Origin of the sequence: Klebsiella sp. K47, from assembly GCF_051858335.1 — a bacterium.
GTDB lineage: Bacteria > Pseudomonadota > Gammaproteobacteria > Enterobacterales > Enterobacteriaceae > Klebsiella > Klebsiella pneumoniae.
This window is the reverse complement of record NZ_JBPYUI010000023.1, coordinates 75155-93038: the sequence shown is the minus strand read 5'-3', so window position 1 is coordinate 93038 and position 17884 is coordinate 75155. Positions and strand designations below refer to the sequence as shown.

Annotated in this window: 17 protein-coding genes; 15 read left to right on the top strand and 2 right to left on the bottom strand. The window is 61.2% G+C overall.

The window, feature by feature from the left end; translation table 11 throughout:
* The 4 genes from RRF55_RS20515 to RRF55_RS20500 all read left to right on the top strand — a co-directional run.
* Nucleotides 1-238, top strand: a 238-nt coding sequence (locus tag RRF55_RS20515; RefSeq protein ID WP_439419162.1) for a DUF1028 domain-containing protein, incomplete at its 5' end; no start/stop codon positions are given.
* Nucleotides 216-1400, top strand: a complete 1185-nt coding sequence (gene argE, locus RRF55_RS20510; protein ID WP_369887433.1) for an acetylornithine deacetylase — start codon at nucleotides 216-218, stop codon at nucleotides 1398-1400. The genes RRF55_RS20515 and argE, both read left to right, overlap by 23 nt.
* 24 nt (nucleotides 1401-1424) lie before the next feature.
* Entirely contained in the window at nucleotides 1425-2243 is an 819-nt protein-coding gene (locus RRF55_RS20505) for a phytanoyl-CoA dioxygenase family protein (protein WP_032102800.1), read from the top strand.
* Between the two features lie 22 nt (nucleotides 2244-2265).
* On the top strand, nucleotides 2266-3249 hold the full coding sequence (locus tag RRF55_RS20500) for a zinc-dependent alcohol dehydrogenase family protein (protein WP_074185293.1): 984 nt from the start codon (nucleotides 2266-2268) through the stop codon (nucleotides 3247-3249).
* Nucleotides 3250-3251: 2 nt separating this feature from the next.
* Here RRF55_RS20500 and tynA read toward each other — a convergent pair whose 3' ends face one another.
* Both tynA and paaZ read right to left on the bottom strand, forming a co-directional pair.
* On the bottom strand, nucleotides 3252-5519 hold the full coding sequence (tynA, locus tag RRF55_RS20495; protein ID WP_020803986.1) for a primary-amine oxidase: 2268 nt from the start codon (nucleotides 5517-5519) through the stop codon (nucleotides 3252-3254).
* Nucleotides 5520-5995: 476 nt separating this feature from the next.
* On the bottom strand, nucleotides 5996-8041 hold the full coding sequence (gene paaZ, locus RRF55_RS20490; protein WP_064153554.1) for a phenylacetic acid degradation bifunctional protein PaaZ: 2046 nt from the start codon (nucleotides 8039-8041) through the stop codon (nucleotides 5996-5998).
* Between the two features lie 286 nt (nucleotides 8042-8327).
* Between paaZ and paaA the strand changes: the two genes are divergently transcribed.
* Genes paaA through paaK form a run of 11 tightly spaced genes read left to right on the top strand, consistent with a single transcriptional unit; the run spans nucleotide 8328 to nucleotide 17846 of the window.
* On the top strand, nucleotides 8328-9257 hold the full coding sequence (gene paaA / locus RRF55_RS20485) for a 1,2-phenylacetyl-CoA epoxidase subunit PaaA (protein ID WP_004176377.1): 930 nt from the start codon (nucleotides 8328-8330) through the stop codon (nucleotides 9255-9257).
* A gap of 11 nt (nucleotides 9258-9268) precedes the next feature.
* On the top strand, nucleotides 9269-9556 hold the full coding sequence (paaB, locus tag RRF55_RS20480) for a 1,2-phenylacetyl-CoA epoxidase subunit PaaB (protein WP_004224492.1): 288 nt from the start codon (nucleotides 9269-9271) through the stop codon (nucleotides 9554-9556).
* A 7-nt stretch (nucleotides 9557-9563) separates the two neighbouring features.
* Nucleotides 9564-10319, top strand: coding sequence for a 1,2-phenylacetyl-CoA epoxidase subunit PaaC (gene paaC, locus RRF55_RS20475; RefSeq protein ID WP_016947246.1), 756 nt, complete (start codon nucleotides 9564-9566; stop codon nucleotides 10317-10319).
* An 11-nt stretch (nucleotides 10320-10330) separates the two neighbouring features.
* Nucleotides 10331-10828: a 1,2-phenylacetyl-CoA epoxidase subunit PaaD gene (gene paaD / locus RRF55_RS20470; protein WP_016947247.1), complete on the top strand. Its 498-nt coding sequence runs from the start codon at nucleotides 10331-10333 to the stop codon at nucleotides 10826-10828.
* A gap of 7 nt (nucleotides 10829-10835) precedes the next feature.
* The gene (gene paaE / locus RRF55_RS20465) at nucleotides 10836-11906 is read left to right on the top strand and encodes a 1,2-phenylacetyl-CoA epoxidase subunit PaaE (protein WP_016947248.1); all 1071 of its coding nucleotides are present in this window, start codon (nucleotides 10836-10838) and stop codon (nucleotides 11904-11906) included.
* The gene (gene paaF, locus RRF55_RS20460) at nucleotides 11903-12670 is read left to right on the top strand and encodes a 2,3-dehydroadipyl-CoA hydratase PaaF (RefSeq protein WP_016947249.1); all 768 of its coding nucleotides are present in this window, start codon (nucleotides 11903-11905) and stop codon (nucleotides 12668-12670) included. Before paaE ends, paaF begins: the two co-directional genes overlap by 4 nt.
* Before the next feature lie 2 nt (nucleotides 12671-12672).
* Nucleotides 12673-13461, top strand: a complete 789-nt coding sequence (gene paaG / locus RRF55_RS20455) for a 2-(1,2-epoxy-1,2-dihydrophenyl)acetyl-CoA isomerase PaaG (RefSeq protein WP_004140117.1) — start codon at nucleotides 12673-12675, stop codon at nucleotides 13459-13461.
* Nucleotides 13462-14886, top strand: a complete 1425-nt coding sequence (locus RRF55_RS20450) for a 3-hydroxyacyl-CoA dehydrogenase (RefSeq protein WP_016831960.1) — start codon at nucleotides 13462-13464, stop codon at nucleotides 14884-14886.
* On the top strand, nucleotides 14876-15298 hold the full coding sequence (paaI, locus tag RRF55_RS20445; protein WP_002902876.1) for a hydroxyphenylacetyl-CoA thioesterase PaaI: 423 nt from the start codon (nucleotides 14876-14878) through the stop codon (nucleotides 15296-15298). Before RRF55_RS20450 ends, paaI begins: the two co-directional genes overlap by 11 nt.
* The gene (gene pcaF / locus RRF55_RS20440; RefSeq protein WP_004151578.1) at nucleotides 15298-16503 is read left to right on the top strand and encodes a 3-oxoadipyl-CoA thiolase; all 1206 of its coding nucleotides are present in this window, start codon (nucleotides 15298-15300) and stop codon (nucleotides 16501-16503) included. The genes paaI and pcaF overlap by 1 nt, the downstream gene beginning before the upstream one ends.
* Before the next feature lie 26 nt (nucleotides 16504-16529).
* The gene (gene paaK / locus RRF55_RS20435) at nucleotides 16530-17846 is read left to right on the top strand and encodes a phenylacetate--CoA ligase PaaK (protein ID WP_020803996.1); all 1317 of its coding nucleotides are present in this window, start codon (nucleotides 16530-16532) and stop codon (nucleotides 17844-17846) included.
* The last annotated feature ends 38 nt before the right edge of the window (nucleotides 17847-17884 follow it).

Sequence of the window (17884 nt, the reverse complement as noted above, 5' to 3'; positions counted from 1 at the left end):
GCTGCGCGCCGGGATCGTCGCCGGGGGCGAGGCCGGGCCGGTCCACTCGGCGGCGGTGAAGGTGGTGGACGATTACCCGTGGCCGGTGGTCGACCTGCGCATTGACTGGGCGGAGGTGGATCCGCTGGCGGCCCTTGAGCAGCTGTGGCTGGCGTGGGAGCCGCAAATGGAGGCCTATATTACCCGGGCGCTCGACCCGCGAGAGGCGCCGGCCTATGGCGTGCCTGGCGATGAATAACACGCCGGGAGCGATCCTTGCCGCGCTGCTGGCTTTTGACACCACCAGCCGCCATTCGAACCTGGCGATGATCGACTGGATCGCCGATTTTCTCGCCGCCCGCGGCGTGGCGTCCCGCCGCTTTTATGACCCGTCGGGCGGTAAGGCCAATCTCTACGCCCGGCTGGGGCCGTCCGGCGGCGGTGGGGTGATGCTCTCGGGCCACACCGACGTGGTCCCGGTGGACGGCCAGGCCTGGAGCGTTCCGCCTTTCAGCCTGACCGAGCGCGATGGCCGCTACTATGGCCGCGGCAGCGCCGATATGAAGGGGTTTCTCGCCTGCGTGCTGGCGGCAGTGGATGACTTTCTGGCGGCGCCGCTGCGCATGCCGCTGCATCTGGCCTTCTCCTATGACGAAGAGGTCGGCTGTCTCGGCGTGCGCAGCCTGGTGGATTTTCTGCAGGCCTCGCCGGAGAAACCGGCGCTGTGCCTCATCGGCGAGCCGACAGAGATGCAGCCGGTGTTCGGTCATAAAGGCAAACTGGCCATGCGCTGCTGCATCGAGGGGCAGGCCTGCCATTCGGCCTACGCCCCGCAGGGGGTGAATGCCATCCGCTACGCGGCCAGGCTGATCAACCACCTGGATCGGCTGGGCGTGCGTCTGGCCCGGCAGCAGGACAGCCGCTTTTCGCCGCCCTTCAGCACGCTACAGGTGGGCACCATTCAGGGTGGGGCCGCGCTGAACATCGTTCCGCAGTCCTGCCGCTTTGATTTTGAAATCCGCTACCTGCCGGGGATGCGTCCTGAAGCGGTCACCGAGGCGCTGGCGGCCTACGCCCGCCGCCGACTGCTGCCGGAGATGCGCCGGGTCGGCGGCGGGAGCGACATCCAGTTTCAGCTGTTGAGCCACTACCCGCCGCTGCTCAGCGATCCACAGTCCGACTTCGCCCACTGGCTGGCGCAGTGGTGCGGCAGCGATCGGTTTTCCACCGTGGCGTTCGGCACCGAAGGGGGACTGTTCGATGAGATGGGCGTCGCGACCCTGGTCTGCGGGCCGGGCAGCATGGCCCAGGGCCATAAGGCCGATGAGTACATCAGCATCGACCAGACCGAACGCTGCATGGCGATGCTGGGCCAGCTTTGCGCCTGGATGCGCGCCGAACCGGCGGAACCGCTTACCTGATCCACCCACACAGGAACCCAAGCGATGCACAATCAACACTCTCCCCATATCGATCAAGCGACTGTCGACCGCTGGCAGGCGGACGGCGTGGTATTACTGAAGGGCGTTTTTACCCACTGGGTCGAGCGCCTCGCCGAGGGGGTCACGGCGCTGATGGCCAGCCCCAGCGAATATGGTCATGCGCGCACGGTGATCCCCAAAGATGGTTCGCCGCCTTTTTTTCAGGATTACTGCAACTGGGCGCGGATCCCGGCGTTTAGCGAGTTTGTCTTCCAGTCGGCGGCCGCGGAGATCGCCGCGGCGCTTATGCAGTCGCAGACGGCGAAATTTTTCCATGAGCATACGCTGGTCAAACCCGCCGGGGGCAGCACGGTGACTCCCTGGCATCATGACCAGCCTTACTATTGCGTCTCCGGCAGGCAGAACGTCAGCTTCTGGATCCCGCTGGACCCGGTGGCGGAGGCGACCTCGCTGCGCTGCATTCGCGGGTCGCATCGCTGGGAGGCGGAGTACAGTCCTACCCGTTTCAATGGCACTAAGCTTTACGAGCACACCCGGTTCAGCGCGCTGCCGGATATCGACGCCCATGAGGACGAGTACGATATCGTCAGCTGGGCGCTGGAGCCGGGGGATGCGGTGGCCTTCCATTTTCGCACCGTCCATGGCGCCCGCGGCAACCCCGGGGCGCGGGCTCGACGGGTCTTCTCCGCCCGCTGGGTGGGGGATGACGCCGCGTTTGCCGACCGCGGCGGCGTGACCTCGCCGCCGTTCCCCGAGCTGACCCTGCGGGACGGCGACCCGCTGGATTCCCCACTGTTCCCCCAGGTCTGGCCACCGGCGTAAGCGGCTTCGGACGGGATCTGCTATGATCCCGACTTTCGTTGTCTGGAGCCAGTCGATGTTCAACGACGCCATTGTTTATGACCGCTACGGGCCGCCGTCCGCGGTGCTAACGCTGAAACGCCTGCCGCTGGCGCCGCTGGCGGGCGGACGGGTGCGGGTCAGGATGCGCTTTGCCCCGGTGAATCCTTCGGATCTGATCCCCGTGACCGGCGCCTATCGCCATCGCACCCGACTGCCGGCCGTCGCCGGCTATGAAGGCCTTGGCGAGGTGGTCGCCGCGCCATACGGCAGCCGGCTGTGCGCGGGCCAGCGGGTGCTACCTCTTCGCGGAGGCGGTACCTGGCAGCGGTTTATCGATCTGGATGAGACCTGGCTGGTGCCGGTGCCGCCGGCGGTTGACGATCTGCTGGCCGCACGCGGGTATATCAATCCGCTGACGGCTATGCTGATGCTCAAGCGCTGGCCGGTTGCCGGAAAACACCTCGTGCTGACCGCGGCATCGTCCTCCTGCGCCAGTCTGCTGGGACAGTGGGCGCTGGCGATGGGCGCCCGCTCGGTGAGCGGGATTATTCGCTCGCCGCAGCATCGGGCGCGCCTGGAACAGGCCGGGATCTATCCGATCCTCGATACCGACCGGGCGCTGATGGAGAAGGTCAGCCAGCACAGCGATCTGGTGTTTGACGCGGTGGGCGGCGAACTGGCGAATACGCTGCTGTCGGTGCTGCCCGGGTCGTCGACCCTGATCTCCTATGGGCTGTTATCCGGGTGGCCGCTGACCCAGACGCGCGGTAGCGCGACGGTGCGCAAGTTTCATCTGCGGGAGGCGCTGCCGACACTCAGCGTGGCGGCGTGGCGGGCAGCGTTCGACGAAATCTGGCAGCGCCTGCCGACGACCTCCCAGCCGCCGGCCCAGCGTATAGCGTTGAACGACTGGCGGGCGGCGATTGCCGCCGCCGGCCAGCCGGGAAGAGGCGGTAAGATCCTGCTGGATTTCACCGCCGGTTAAGATTACTTTTTCTTTTCGCCCAGAGTAGGGGTTTCGTCAAAGAAGTTCCACGGCTTGAGCAGCGCGTGCGCCCACTCGGTCGGCATGATCGGCCACTCTTCGGCGCGCGCCACGTGGGTGGTGCCGGTGGTGATCCACACGACGTCATCGTGGTTAGTCAGCGACTCATCATCCTTCGCGTACTGGCCCAGGCCGGTATCGTGGGCGGAACGGTTCGGGTATTTCCCTTCCGGATATCGCTCTGTCGGGTGGTAGCGCGTCACCCACAGCTGTTTATCCATAAAGCTCAGGCGATGATATATCCACTCGTCCGGGGCGAATTTGGCGCCGGTCGCCGCCGGGTGCGTGCCGCCGGCGTAAGGGATAATCTGGTATGAGACCGGGTTGCCCATGCGGTTCTCTTTGCTGGTGTTGCTCAGCAGGCGGATAGTGCCCGGGTCGAATTTCTGCGCCGCTTTTTGCTCGCTATCGATTGTGTACTGATTCACCTGCATGGTGCTGGTGCGCGGGCCGCCGGCGGTGTTTGGCTTCACTTCCGGGTCCATCGCCACCAGGGTGTTGTTCTCGCCGTCCACATCGAGGTCGAGGCGGAAGTTATAGATGTGCTGGTGAGTGGTGCCGACAATATTATGGTCGATCAACGTTCCGTAGCGGGTATCCTCTTTGGCGCTGGGGTCATGCATGGTCTTCGCCAGCACGCCTTTCACCGCTTCAATGCCGGTGGCGCCGGCATCGATACCGATGGTGCCGTTGTCGTGGAACACCCAGTCAAAGATATAGTCGTAGTTGCCGACGGTGCTGATCCAGCGTACCACCAGTTCCCGGCGTTCGGTGCTGACGTTGGGTTTGCCCATCTCCAGGTGCTTATACTCAGGCCCGGCATAGCGTTCGAATATGGCCACCGCGCCTGGAATAGTGGTTGGTTTGCCGGTGTAATCGGCGATAGTTTCGTCCAGCAGTACCGCATTTGACGGCGCATCTTTACCGCGTACAATCGGCGAGGTCAGGGTGCCCATGCCATAATCGCCGGAGTCCAGATAGGCTTTGAAATACCAGCCGACGTCCGGGTCGCCGTAGGGGACGATCATCCCGCCGAGGGAACCTTCATACATCACCTGGCGTTTTGTGCCGTTATCGTTGTAAGTCACCGTTGACAGAATTGGTCCGACGCGCGAGTTCAGGCGCAGATGAAAATCCCAGTTCTGCCAGTGAATGGTATCGCCGGTGATCGTGTAGTTTTTGCCTTCCGGTTCGGTTATCTCCAGCGGTTTCACCGCCGGGGCGTTGCGGTCGCGACCATCATACGGACGGGGCTCCATTGGGACCGGGATCACCGGACCTTCTTCGATTTTGATGATTTTCTTCGCTTCAAGGTCGACCACCGCCACCAGGTTTTCAATCGGGTGCGCCCAGTAGTTGCCGTCGCCGGTATCCAGATAACTGACCACCTTCAGCAGACGCGCATCCTGCTGCAGGCCATCTTTGCCATCAAAAAAGCCAACGGTGAGCGGGGTGGTGACCACTTTGCCAGGATCGGTAATACCGTGCTTTTTCAGCACCTCAGCGAATTCGCTGCTGGTATTGATGATGTTCTGCACGCTGACAAAATCATCGAGCAGCACCATCCCGTGGGCGCCTTTGATCGGCGTCCAGGAGAGGATTTTTTTGTTTTGCAGATCGACCACGGCTTCAATGACGTGTTTGCCATCGAGCATCACCACATCGGCAGTGCGGGGAGCATCGACCGGCGTTCCCTGCAGGGCAAAGGCCCATACCGCCGCCTTGTCCGGCTCGTGTAAGGAAATCTCAGTAAAGCGGGTATTCGGCTGAAACTCCGGCGCGGCTTTGACAATGGTCACCGCTTTACTGATTTCCGCCGCCGAGAGCGAGTTTAACGGGTGCGGGCGCTTTTCCACCTGGAAGGTCTGATCGAGACCGGACTGGAAGACATCGTTGATAAAGGTATCGGAAACCCAGGCTTTACCTTCCTTCATTACCACAGGCACCGGTAGGTCAAGGGATTTACCGTTGACGATCGCCGTTTTGGCGCCGGGCTTTACTTTGACGTAAGCGCCGTCTTTTATCAGGGTGAACATTTGCGCGTAGTCATCCCACTGCACATCAGCGCCGAATTCCTGCAGCGTTTTATCCAGCGGTACCATGTGGGCTTCGCTACCGTGAGCGAAGACCGGTGATTGCCAGGCGCAAACCACCGCCACGGCCAGCGCCAGCGCGGTTTTACGAGGAGAAAATTTCAAGCCGTTTGCCATTGTGACCTCATCTTATTGTTGTGTTGTCTCTTGCCGCTGCGAATGTCGGCTTTGTCATCCTTAAGCTACCAGCCAGCGGCGCCGGGGCGTTTGTTTGCTTTTGCCAGCTTGTTTGTCAGTTTTGCCAGACGGGCGTAAAAAATGCCTCCGCAGAGGCATTGAGAACGTGCGCTGATTTTTTTGCCGGGTGGCGGCTGACGCCTTACCCGGCCTACGGTCCGTGCGGCCTGCCGTTAATTTATTCACCATTCTTGCTGGCCCGAGCCCGGGGGTACAGGGGGCGGCGGCGACTGGCCGCCCCCTGTGCGCTCCCAGCGCTATGCCAGGCATAACGCAGACGATTAACCGGGAGCGCAATGTGCGCTGAAGCCACGGATAACATAAAGGACTTCCCGGGGCGAAACCGTTGCAAACCGATTGCAGTATCAATGGCTAAAGGGTCGGCCAACAGAGCGCCAGCGGTCTATTTTTCGCTATCACGCCGGGAAATCTCCCTGTTGACGCGCCACCAGGGTCAGAATGGAATACAGCGCCACCGCCTGCTGGTGCTGATTGAAAATCTCCACCGCCCATTCCACCACGCCGGTGGCTTTCTCATCGGCGCTGCGCTGATGTTTGACCGTTTTCCGCTTACAGGTGAGGCGAACCTGAATGGTGTCGCCCGGTTTGACCGGCTCAATAAAGCGCAGGTTTTCCATGCCGTAGTTGGCGATAACCGGCCCGACGCCGGCATCGACGAACAGCCCGGCCGCGGCGGAGATCAGGAAATAGCCGTGGACCACCCGCTCGCCAAAAATCGACTCGGCGGCGGCGATTTTGTCCATATGCGCGTAGAAATGATCGCCGCTCAGGCAGGCGAAGTTAACGATATCCGCTTCGGTCAGGGTTCGGCGCGGGGTTAATAAGCTGTCGCCAGGCTGAATCTCTTCGAAATATTTGCGGAACGGGTGAATACGGTCTTCGTTCACCTGGGCGCCGCGCACCCACTGTTGACCGATGGTCGCCAGCATCGTTGGGCTGCCCTGGACCGCGGTACGCTGCATATAGTGTTTCACCGAACGCAGCCCGCCAAGCTCTTCTCCGCCGCCAGCGCGGCCAGGGCCGCCGTGCACCAGCTGCGGCAGCGGCGAACCGTGGCCGGTTGATTCTGCGGAGGATGCTTCATTCAGTATCTGAATACGGCCATGGGCGCGGGCGGCGCCGAGGATAAACTCGCGCGCCAGCTCGCCGCTGGCGGTGACCAGCGTCCCCGCCAGACTGCCGCCGCCGGCGCGCGCCAGCGTCAGCGCATGCTGGCGGTCGCGATACGGCATCAGCGTCGCCACCGGACCAAAAGCTTCAATGGCGTGTACCGCCGGCGTTTCATCCGGCTGTGAGCAGTACAACAGGGTCGGCGGGAAAAATGCGCCGGCCGCGCTGAGATCCGCCTCTCCACCGAGGAGTACTTCGCAGCCAGCGGCTATCAGCTTATTGACGCTCTCCTGTACGTCCTGACGCTGTTCGCTATTAACCAGGGCCCCCATCTTAACGCCCTCCTGCGCAGGGTCACCGACGGTTACTTTATGCAGGCGGGAGATCAGTGCATCGCTAACCGCATTAATCTGAGCCAGTGGCACAATGATTCTGCGGATAGCGGTACATTTTTGCCCGGCTTTCGCCGTCATCTCGCGGACCACTTCCCGAATAAACAGCGCGAATTCCGGTTGCTCCGGAGTGACGTCTTCGCCTAACACGCAGCAGTTGAGTGAATCTGCTTCCATGGTAAAGGGAATGGATTTGGCTACCAGGTTAGGGTGCGCCCGTAGCTGCTGGCCGGTGGCGGCTGACCCGGTAAAGGTCACCACGTCCTGGCTATCGAGGTGGTCGAGCAGATCGCCCGCGCCGCCGCAAATCAGGCTGATGGCGCCCTCCGGCACCAGGCCGCTGTCGACAATCGCTTTCACCATTGCCTGGGTGAGCTGGGCGGTAGCGGTTGCCGGTTTAATGATCGCCGGCATACCGGCAAGCCACGTGGGCGCCAGTTTTTCCAGCATTCCCCAGCAGGGGAAGTTGAAGGCGTTGATATGGACGGCGACGCCTGATTTTGATGTCAGCACATGACGCGCGGCAAAACCGCCCTGTTTGGAGAGCGGGATGAGCTCGTCTTCCGGCCACAGGATATCGTCCGGTAATTCTCGACTACCGAGCCCGGCATAGGTGAAAAGGGTACCGATACCGCCTTCAATATCCACCCAACTGTCGGCGCGAGTGGCGCCGGTTTGCGCGGAGATGGCGTAGAACTCGTCTTTCTGCTCCAGCAACCGTTTTGCTACCGCTTTCAGCATCGCGCTGCGTTCAATAAAGGTCATCGCCTGCAGGGCTTTACCACCGCGCTCAATCGCGAAGCGGCGCGCCTGCGCCATATCCAGGCCTTCACTGGTCACCTCCCAAAGCGCCGCGCCGGTGATGGCGTGATGGATAGTACGGGCGCGGCCCCGGCCGGTCTGCCAGGCGCCGGATAAGTAGCTGGCTAACTGCTGCATCGCAAATCTCCAAATGTGTTACGTGTGATATCTATAAATAGTTCTTTTATGAATCATAAAATGCAAGCCCATATTTAATAAATTATTAACATTGTGATCGCGATGGCGTTACGTCTTATGCTTAACTTACTGTATTAATTGTGGTTTACAAAAGGTTTTGCGGAGATTATCACAAAAAGAGCAAACAAAATTTGTGGTTTTATTTAACCAATATGTAACCTTCAATAAACAAAGTGATTCACATAAATGTTTTTGTTGTGAATATCGGAATCATAAAGGTGATGACGTGACAGAAGAACAACGCTTTGACCAGCGCATCGCGCAGGAAACGGCCATCGAACCGCAGGACTGGATGCCGGATGCCTACCGTAAGACCTTGATTCGGCAGATAGGCCAGCACGCGCACTCGGAGATCGTCGGCATGCTGCCGGAAGGCAACTGGATCACCCGCGCGCCGACGCTGCGCCGCAAAGCGATCCTGTTGGCTAAGGTACAGGATGAGGCTGGACACGGGCTGTATCTCTATAGCGCCGCGGAAACCCTTGGCTGCGCCCGGGAAGACCTGTATCAGAAGATGCTCGACGGGCAGATGAAATACTCCTCCATTTTTAACTACCCGACCCTCAGCTGGGCGGATATCGGCGTGATCGGCTGGCTGGTCGATGGCGCGGCCATCGTCAACCAGGTGGCGCTGTGCCGGACCTCCTACGGCCCCTATGCCCGGGCGATGGTCAAAATCTGCAAAGAAGAGAGCTTTCACCAGCGTCAGGGATTTGAAGCCTGCATGGCGCTGGCGCAGGGCAATGACGCGCAGCGGCAGATGCTGCAGGACGCCATTAACCGCTTCTGGTGGCCGGCGCTGATGATGTTTGGCCCCAACGACGACAACTCGCCGAACAGCGCCCGCAGCATGGCGTGGAAAATCAAACTGCACTCCAACGACGAGCTACGTCAGCGCTTCGTCGATAACACCGTGCCGCAGGTAGAGATCCTCGGTATGACCGTCCCGGACCCGGATTTGCAGTTTGATGAAGCCAGCGGGCACTACCGCTTCGGCGAAATCGACTGGCAGGAATTTAACGAGGTGATTAGCGGCCGTGGCATTTGCAATCACGAGCGGCTGGCCGCCAAGCGTAAGGCCTGGGAAGAGGGCGAGTGGGTGCGCGAGGCCGCGCTGGCCCATGCGCAAAAACAGCAGGCCCGCAGCGCGGCATGAGGAGAGACAACATGAGCAAAGTTTACTGGCCGTTATATGAAGTGTTCGTTCGCAGCAAACAGGGGTTATCCCATCGTCACGTCGGCAGTCTGCACGCCGCCGATGATCAAATGGCGCTGGAGAATGCCCGCGATGCCTATACCCGCCGCAGCGAAGGCTGCTCAATTTGGGTGGTGAAGGCCAGCGAAATCGTTGCTTCGCAGCCGGAAGAGCGCGGCGAATTCTTCGACCCGGCGGAAAGCAAAGTCTACCGTCATCCGACTTTCTATACCGTGCCGGATGGCATGGAACATATGTGAGGCGGCGATGAATATCCCTAACCCCGTAGCCACCTACGCCCTGCGGCTTGGCGACAATGGTCTGGTTCTGGCCCAGCGTTTAGGCGCCTGGTGCGGCCATGCTCCCGAGCTCGAGATCGATCTTGCGCTGGCCAACATCGGCCTCGACCTGCTCGGCCAGGCGCGCAATTTTTTAAGCTATGCCGCCGAGCTTAACGGCTGCGGCGACGAAGATACGCTGGCTTTTGGTCGCGATGAGCGCCAGTACAGCAACCTGCTGCTGGTGGAGCAGCCAAACGGCAATTTTGCCGACACCATCGCCCGCCAGTTCTTTATCGATGTCTGGCACGTCGCCCTGTACAGCCGGCTGGTGAACAGCCGCGACGCGCAGCTGGCGGCCATTGCCGCCAAAGGGCTGAAAGAGGTGCGTTACCACCTGCGCTTCAGCCGCGGCTGGCTGGAGCGTCTGGGTAACGGCACCGAGTTATCAAATCGCAAAATGCAGCAGGCGGTCGACAATCTGTGGCGCTTCACCGGCGAACTGTTCCTTGCCGATGAAGTGGAGCTCAGCCTGGTTGAGCAGGGTATTGCGGTTGATCCGCGTGAGCTTCAGGCCGAATGGCAAAGCGCGGTACACACGGCGCTGCTCGACTCCGGCTTACAAATCTCGCAGGAAGCGGCCTTCCGCAGCGGCGGCAAACAGGGGCTGCACAGTGAACATCTCGGCCCGCTGCTGGCGGAGATGCAATATCTGCAGCGTTCGCATCCCGGACTGCAGTGGTAAGTGAGGTGACTATGCAACGTCTTGCCGATATCGCTCCTGCAGAGGTTCGCACCATCTGGGGATTATTAAGCGCGATCCCGGATCCGGAAGTGCCGGTACTCACCATCACCGACCTCGGTATGGTACGCAGCGTCGCGCGCCATGGCGACGGCTGGGTGATTGGCTTTACCCCGACCTATTCGGGCTGTCCGGCGACGGAGCATCTGCTGGGGGAGATCCGCGCGGTCATGAGCGAGCATGGTTTTCAGCCGGTACATATCGTCCTGCAGCTGGATCCGCCGTGGACCACCGACTGGATGAGTCAGGATGCCCGCGAGCGCCTTCGCCTGTACGGCATCAGCCCGCCCCAGGGGCACGCCTGCCATGCGGACATGCCCGCTGAGGTGAGCTGTCCGCGCTGCGGCAGCACCCATACCTCGCTGATTAGCGAATTCGGTTCCACGGCCTGCAAAGCGCTCTATCGCTGCGACAGCTGCCGGGAACCTTTTGATTACTTTAAATGTATTTGAGGTTGCCATGACGACGTTCCATTCGCTTAAGGTGGCGAGAGTCGAGCCGGAAACCCGCGATGCGGTGACCATCACTTTTGCGATCCCGCAAGCCCTGCAGGCGGAGTACTGCTTTCGCCCGGGCCAGCATCTGACGCTAAAAGCCCGTCTGGGCGGTGAAGAACTGCGCCGCTGTTACTCCATTTGTCGCAGCCGCACGCCCGGCGAAATTAGCGTCGCGGTCAAAGCTATCGACGGCGGGCGCTTTTCGCGCTACGCCCAGCACGATATCCAGCAGGGTATGGAGCTGGAAGTGATGGTGCCGCAGGGGCATTTCGGTTATCAACCGCAGGCTGAACGGCAGGGTGAATATCTGGCGATTGCCGCCGGTTCCGGGATCACGCCGATGATGGCGATCATGAGCGCGACGCTGGCGACCGAGCCGCAAAGCCGCTTCACGCTGATCTACGGCAACCGCAGCAGCCATAGCATGATGTTCCGCCAGGCGCTGGCCGATTTAAAAGACCGCTATCCGCAGCGCCTGCAGGTGATACACCTGTTTAGCCAGGAGTCGATGGACAGCGATCTGCTACAGGGGCGCATTGACGGCGACAAACTGCGCCAGCTCGCTGACCATCTGCTGGATTTCAGCCGTTTCGACGAGGCTTTTATCTGCGGCCCGGCGGCGATGATGGATGAGGCGGAAGCGGCGTTACGTGAACTTGGCGTAGCGGAGAAATCGATTCATCTCGAACGCTTTAATACCCCAGGCGGCAATGTGAAGCGCGCCGCTGGAGTGCAGGCGGAAGGGCGCACGGTGACCATCCGCCAGGACGGGCGCGATCGGCTTATCGCCCTCAGTGCCGAAGACGACAGCATCCTGGATGCCGCATTGCGTCAGGGCGCCGATCTGCCGTTCGCCTGTAAGGGCGGGGTATGCGCCACCTGTAAATGCAAAGTGCTACGCGGTGAAGTGGCGATGGCCGCCAATTACAGCCTGGAAGCAGATGAGCTGGCGGCGGGCTACGTGCTGAGCTGCCAGTCGCTGCCGACCAGCGGCGATGTGGTGGTCGACTTTGACGCGCGGGGGATAGCATGAGCGACCTTCTGATCCACCGTCATGGCCGGGTGCTACAGCTAACGCTAAACCGCCCGCAGGCCCGCAACGCGCTGAACAATGCCCTCTTAACCCGGATTGCCGAGGCGCTGGAGGCTGCGGCAGTTGATGACAGCGTCGGCGTCTGCGTTATCAGCGGTAACGCGCGTTTTTTCGCCGCCGGGGCTGACCTCAATGAAATGGCGGAAAAAGATCTTCCTGCCACCCTGGATGATATTCGCCCACGGTTATGGGGGCGAATTGATGCCTTTACTAAACCGCTCATCGCCTCGGTCAACGGCTACGCCCTCGGCGCCGGCTGCGAGCTGGCCCTGCTGTGCGACCTGATTGTCGCCGGGGACAACGCCTGCTTTGGCCTGCCGGAAATTACCCTCGGCATCATGCCGGGCGCGGGCGGCACCCAGCGGCTGATCCGCAGCGTTGGCAAGGCGCTGGCCAGCCGGATGGTGCTGAGCGGCGAGAGTATTGACGCCCGCCAGGCGCAGCAGGCCGGGCTGGTCAGTGATATCCATCCGGCGGCGTTAACCGATGAGTATGCCCTGAAACTGGCAACCACCATTGCCTGCCATTCGCCGCTGGCGCTACGGGCGGCAAAACAGTCGCTGCGCCTGTCGCAGGAAGTCAGCCTGCAGGCCGGTCTGCAACAGGAGCGCCAGCTGTTTAGCCTGCTGAGCGCCACCGAGGACCGCCGCGAAGGCATCGACGCCTTCTTACAAAAACGTACCCCGGAATTTAAAGGACGCTAATCGTGGAAGCTTTCATTCTCAGCGCAGTGGAACAGGGCGTCATGACCATTACCCTCAATCGCCCGGACCGCCTCAACAGTTTTAACGATCTGATGCATCACCAGCTGGCGGAATGTCTGAAGCAGGCCGAGCGCGATGATGGCGTGCGCTGCCTGCTGATCACCGGCGCCGGCCGCGGTTTTTGCGCCGGCCAGGATTTGAACGACCGCAATGTCGACCCCAGCGGCCCGCCGCCGGATCTTGGCATGTCGGTAGAACGCTTTTACAACCCGTTAGTGCGCCGTCTGGCGGCGCTGCCGAAACCGGTCATCTGCGCGGTTAACGGCGTGGCCGCCGGCGCGGGCGCTACCCTGGCGCTGGGCTGCGATATCGTGCTGGCCGCGCGTTCGGCCAAATTTGTGATGGCGTTCAGCAAGCTCGGCCTGGTGCCGGACTGCGGCGGCAGCTGGTTCCTGCCGCGGGTGGCCGGCCGTGCGCGCGCGATGGGGCTGGCGCTGCTGGGCGACAGCCTCAGCGCGGAACAGGCCGCGCAGTGGGGGATTATCTGGCAACTGGTGGACGATTCAGAACTGGCGGATACCAGTCTGCAACTGGCGCGCCATCTTGCGGCGCAACCGACGTTTGGTCTTGGGCTGATTAAAAAGGCGCTGCTGGCTTCTGAAACCAACAGTCTCGACGCGCAGCTGGACCTGGAGCGCGATTATCAGCGTCTGGCCGGGCGCAGCGATGATTACCGCGAAGGGGTCAGCGCGTTTCTGGCCAAACGGCCACCACAGTTCAGCGGAAAATAGATGATGACGACATCCTTAGTCAACGTGGCGGTGATCGGCAGCGGCACCATGGGGGCCGGCATCGCCGAAGTGGCTGCCGCCGCCGGGCATCCGGTGCGTATTTTTGATATTAACCCTAAGGCTGTAGACCTGGCGATAGAGGGTATCGCCGGGCGTCTGGCGTCACGCGTTGCGCGGGGCAAACTGGCGTCAGAGCAGGCCGACGCGCTGCTGGCGCGCCTGCATCCGGCCCACGATTTAGCCGCACTTGCCGATGCAGATTTAGTGATCGAAGCGGCCTCTGAACGGTTGGAGGTCAAAACGGCTCTATTCGCGCAGCTGGCGGAGATCTGCGCGCCGTCAACGCTGTTGACCAGTAATACCTCGTCTATTTCGATTACCGCTATCGCCGCCGGGGTCAAAAACCCGGAGCGGGTGGCCGGACTGCACTTTTTTAATCCGGCGCCGGTGATGAAGCTGGTCGAGGTGGTGAGTGGTCTTGCGACCTCCACAGAAGTGGTGGAGCAGCTGTGCCAGTGCGTAAGCGGCTGGGGGAAACAGCCGGTACGCTGCCGCTCAACGCCGGGATTTATCGTTAACCGCGTAGCGCGTCCGTTCTACGCTGAGGCCTGGCGCGCGCTGGAAGAACAGGTTGCCGCCCCGGAGGTTATCGATGCCGCTTTGCGTGACGGCGGCGGTTTTCCGATGGGACCGTTGGCGCTGACTGACCTGATTGGCCAGGACGTCAACTTCGCCGTGACCTGTTCGGTGTTTAACGCCTTCTGGCAGGACCGCCGCTACCTGCCATCGCTCCTCCAGCAAGAGCTGGCGCTGGCCGGGAGGCTGGGTAAAAAGAGCGGTCACGGCGTCTATCGCTGGCCCGCGGAGACGCAGCCGGACGCGGCGCTGCCGCCGGTAATGATGGGTGCTGAATCCGTTACCGTCAGAAGTGACAACGTCACTGAATTAGACGATGTCTTGCTGCTGGAGACTGAAGGCGAGACCGCCCTGGCGCTGAGTATTAAGCATCACCGCCCGGTGGTGGTGTATGACCTGTGCGCCAGCGATACGGTGGTGCTGGCCGCAGCGGCAACCAACGCGCCTGCGGCCACTGAAAAGGCCGTGCATTACTTCCAGCAGCAGGGCAAGAAAGTGCTGCGTATTGCCGATTATCCCGGCCTGCTGGTGTGGCGCACGGTGGCGATGCTGATTAACGAAGCGCTGGATGCGGTGCAAAAAGGCGTCGCCAGCCCGCAGGATGTCGATACCGCGATGCGCCTTGGCGTGAACTATCCGCATGGCCCGCTGGCATGGGGAGAACGCCTTGGCTGGCGGCGGGTGCTGCAACTGCTGGAGAACCTGCAACACCATTATGGCGAGGAGCGCTATCGCCCCAGTTCCCTGCTGCGCCAGAAGGCGCTGATGGAGAAGCACCATGAGCAATGATCCGTGGCGCAACGCGCGCGTGATGTACGAAAAAGATACCTGCGCCAGAAAGATGGGGATCGAACTTATCGAAATGGACGACGGTTTTGCGCAGATGAGTATGACCGTCTCGGCGGACATGCTTAACGGCCATCAAACCTGTCACGGTGGTCAGCTATTTACGCTTGCCGATACCGCTTTCGCCTACGCCTGTAACAGCCAGGGGCTGGCGGCGGTGGCCTCGGCGGCAAGCATTGATTTTCTTCGTCCGGCGTTTGCCGGCGACCGGCTGGTCGCCACCGCCAGAGTCAAACAGCAGGGCAAGCTGACCGGCGTCTACGACATCGAAATTGTTAATCAACAGCAAAAGATTGTGGCCCTGTTCCGCGGCAAATCGCACCGCATCGGCGGCACAATCACGGGAGACGTGTAATGCGCGACGCCTTTATTTGTGACGGGATCCGTACGCCGATTGGCCGCTACGGCGGCGCGCTGGCCAGTGTGCGCGCCGACGACCTGGCGGCAATCCCGCTGCGTGAGCTCCTGAGTCGTAATCCCGGGCTCGACCCGGCAGCAATTGATGATGTGATTTTCGGCTGTGCGAATCAGGCCGGGGAAGATAACCGCAACGTGGCGCACATGGCGACGCTGTTGGCCGGTTACCCGCATACCGTGCCGGGCACCACGATTAACCGCCTGTGCGGATCGGGTCTGGATGCCATCGGCTTTGCCGCCAGGGCGATCAAAGCCGGCGATGCCGATCTGCTGATTGCCGGCGGCGTGGAATCGATGTCGCGTGCGCCTTTCGTGATGGGAAAAGCCAGCGCGCCGTACCAGCGTCAGGCGGAACTCTTTGATACCACGATTGGCTGGCGTTTTGTGAACCCGCTCATGGCGCAACACTTCGGAACTGACAGCATGCCGGAAACGGCCGAGAATGTAGCTGAATTGTTAAATATCAGCCGAGCCGATCAGGACGCTTTCGCCTGGCGCAGCCAGCAGCGCACGGCGCAGGCCCAGCGCGACGGCATTCTGGCGCAGGAGATTGTGCCGGTGCAGATTGTCGGCCGGAAAGGGGCGGTTAGCGACGTGCGCGAGGACGAGCATCCGCGCCCGGAAACCACGCTTGAGCAGCTGGCGAAACTGAAAGCGCCGTTCCGCCAGGGCGGCGTCATTACTGCGGGCAATGCTTCAGGCGTCAACGATGGCGCCGCGGCGCTGATCATCGCCAGCGAACAGCAGGCCGCTATCCAGGGGCTCACGCCGCGGGCGCGTATCGTGGCGATGGCGACGGCGGGTGTCGAACCGCGCCTGATGGGACTGGGGCCGGTACCGGCGGTGCGTAAAGTGCTGGAGCGGGCGGGACTCAATATTAACGATATGGATCTGATTGAGCTGAATGAGGCCTTCGCCGCCCAGGCGCTGGGGGTGCTCAGACAGCTCGGCGTGCCGGACGATGCGGCGCACGTAAATCCCAACGGCGGCGCCATCGCGTTAGGCCATCCGCTGGGCATGAGCGGCGCGCGGTTAGCGCTGAGCGCCAGCCTTGAGCTGCAACGCCGGGGCGGGCGCTATGCGCTGTGTACGATGTGTATTGGCGTGGGTCAGGGCATTGCCATGATCCTCGAGCGAGTGTGAGCTAATTTACCTGCGAGTACCCTACAATGATAACTACTACAAAATTAGATCCGATTGAAACCGCATCGCGTGACGAACTGCAGGCCCTGCAAACCCAGCGCCTGAAATGGACGCTGAAGCATGCGTACGAAAATGTGCCGATGTATCGCCGCAAATTCGACGCCGCCGGCGTGCACCCTGACGACTTTCGGGAATTAAACGATCTGCAAAAATTCCCCTGCACCACCAAACAGGATCTGCGCGACAACTATCCCTTCGATACCTTCGCGGTGCCGATGGAGCAGGTGGTGCGCATTCACGCCTCTTCCGGCACCACCGGCAAACCGACGGTGGTGGGGTATACGCAAAACGATATTGATAACTGGGCCAATATTGTCGCCCGTTCGCTGCGCGCGGCCGGTGGTTCAGCAAAAGATAAAATTCACGTCGCCTACGGCTATGGCCTGTTTACCGGCGGCCTTGGCGCGCACTACGGCGCGGAACGTTTGGGCGCGACGGTGATCCCGATGTCCGGCGGACAGACCGAAAAACAGGCGCAGCTGATCCGCGATTTCCAGCCGGATATGATCATGGTGACGCCGTCCTACTGTCTGAATCTGATTGAAGAGCTGGAGCGCCAGATGGGCGGCGATGCCCGCAGCTGTTCATTGCGGGTCGGCGTCTTTGGCGCTGAGCCGTGGACGCTGGCGATGCGCGCGGAAATCGAGCGCCGGCTGGGGATCACCGCCCTGGATATTTACGGTTTGTCGGAAGTCATGGGACCGGGCGTAGCGATGGAGTGTCTGGAAACCGTTGACGGCCCGACTATCTGGGAAGACCACTTCTTCCCGGAAATCGTCAACCCGGACGACGGTACGCCGCTGGAAGATGGCGAGCATGGTGAGCTGCTGTTTACCACCCTGACCAAAGAAGCGCTGCCGGTGATCCGCTATCGTACCCGCGATCTGACGCGCCTGATGCCGGGAACCGCGCGGACCATGCGCCGCATGGATCGCATCAGCGGACGCAGCGACGATATGCTGATTATCCGCGGGGTTAACGTCTTCCCCTCGCAGCTGGAAGAGGAGATCCTCAAGTTTGAACACCTGGCGCCGCACTATCAGTTAGAGGTCAATCGCCGCGGTCATCTGGATTCGCTGGCGGTGCGCGTTGAGCTGAAAGAGAGCGGGCTGGCGCTGAGTCATGAACAACGCTGCCAGATTTGCCATCAGTTGCGTCACCGCATTAAGTCGATGGTCGGGATCTCCACCGATATTACTATCGTCAACTGCGGCAGCATTCCGCGCTCGGAAGGGAAAGCCTGTCGGGTATTCGACCTGCGAAAAGCGGTGGTTAGCGGTTAATCCTCTCCCCGATAACCCGGCTGAGGCCTTTACGCCGT

Excerpts from the sequence above, each read along its gene's own strand:
- argE (WP_369887433.1), top strand. The coding sequence starts at position 216 with ATGGCGTGCCTGGCGATGAATAACACGCCGGGAGCGATCCTTGCCGCG.
- RRF55_RS20505 (WP_032102800.1), top strand. The coding sequence starts at position 1,425 with ATGCACAATCAACACTCTCCCCATATCGATCAAGCGACTGTCGACCGC.
- RRF55_RS20500 (WP_074185293.1), top strand. The coding sequence starts at position 2,266 with ATGATCCCGACTTTCGTTGTCTGGAGCCAGTCGATGTTCAACGACGCC.
- tynA (WP_020803986.1), bottom strand. The coding sequence starts at position 5,519 with ATGGCAAACGGCTTGAAATTTTCTCCTCGTAAAACCGCGCTGGCGCTG.
- paaZ (WP_064153554.1), bottom strand. The coding sequence starts at position 8,041 with ATGCAGCAGTTAGCCAGCTACTTATCCGGCGCCTGGCAGACCGGCCGG.
- paaB (WP_004224492.1), top strand. The coding sequence starts at position 9,269 with ATGAGCAAAGTTTACTGGCCGTTATATGAAGTGTTCGTTCGCAGCAAA.
- paaC (WP_016947246.1), top strand. The coding sequence starts at position 9,564 with ATGAATATCCCTAACCCCGTAGCCACCTACGCCCTGCGGCTTGGCGAC.
- paaD (WP_016947247.1), top strand. The coding sequence starts at position 10,331 with ATGCAACGTCTTGCCGATATCGCTCCTGCAGAGGTTCGCACCATCTGG.
- paaE (WP_016947248.1), top strand. The coding sequence starts at position 10,836 with ATGACGACGTTCCATTCGCTTAAGGTGGCGAGAGTCGAGCCGGAAACC.
- paaF (WP_016947249.1), top strand. The coding sequence starts at position 11,903 with ATGAGCGACCTTCTGATCCACCGTCATGGCCGGGTGCTACAGCTAACG.
- RRF55_RS20450 (WP_016831960.1), top strand. The coding sequence starts at position 13,462 with ATGATGACGACATCCTTAGTCAACGTGGCGGTGATCGGCAGCGGCACC.
- paaI (WP_002902876.1), top strand. The coding sequence starts at position 14,876 with ATGAGCAATGATCCGTGGCGCAACGCGCGCGTGATGTACGAAAAAGAT.
- pcaF (WP_004151578.1), top strand. The coding sequence starts at position 15,298 with ATGCGCGACGCCTTTATTTGTGACGGGATCCGTACGCCGATTGGCCGC.
- paaK (WP_020803996.1), top strand. The coding sequence starts at position 16,530 with ATGATAACTACTACAAAATTAGATCCGATTGAAACCGCATCGCGTGAC.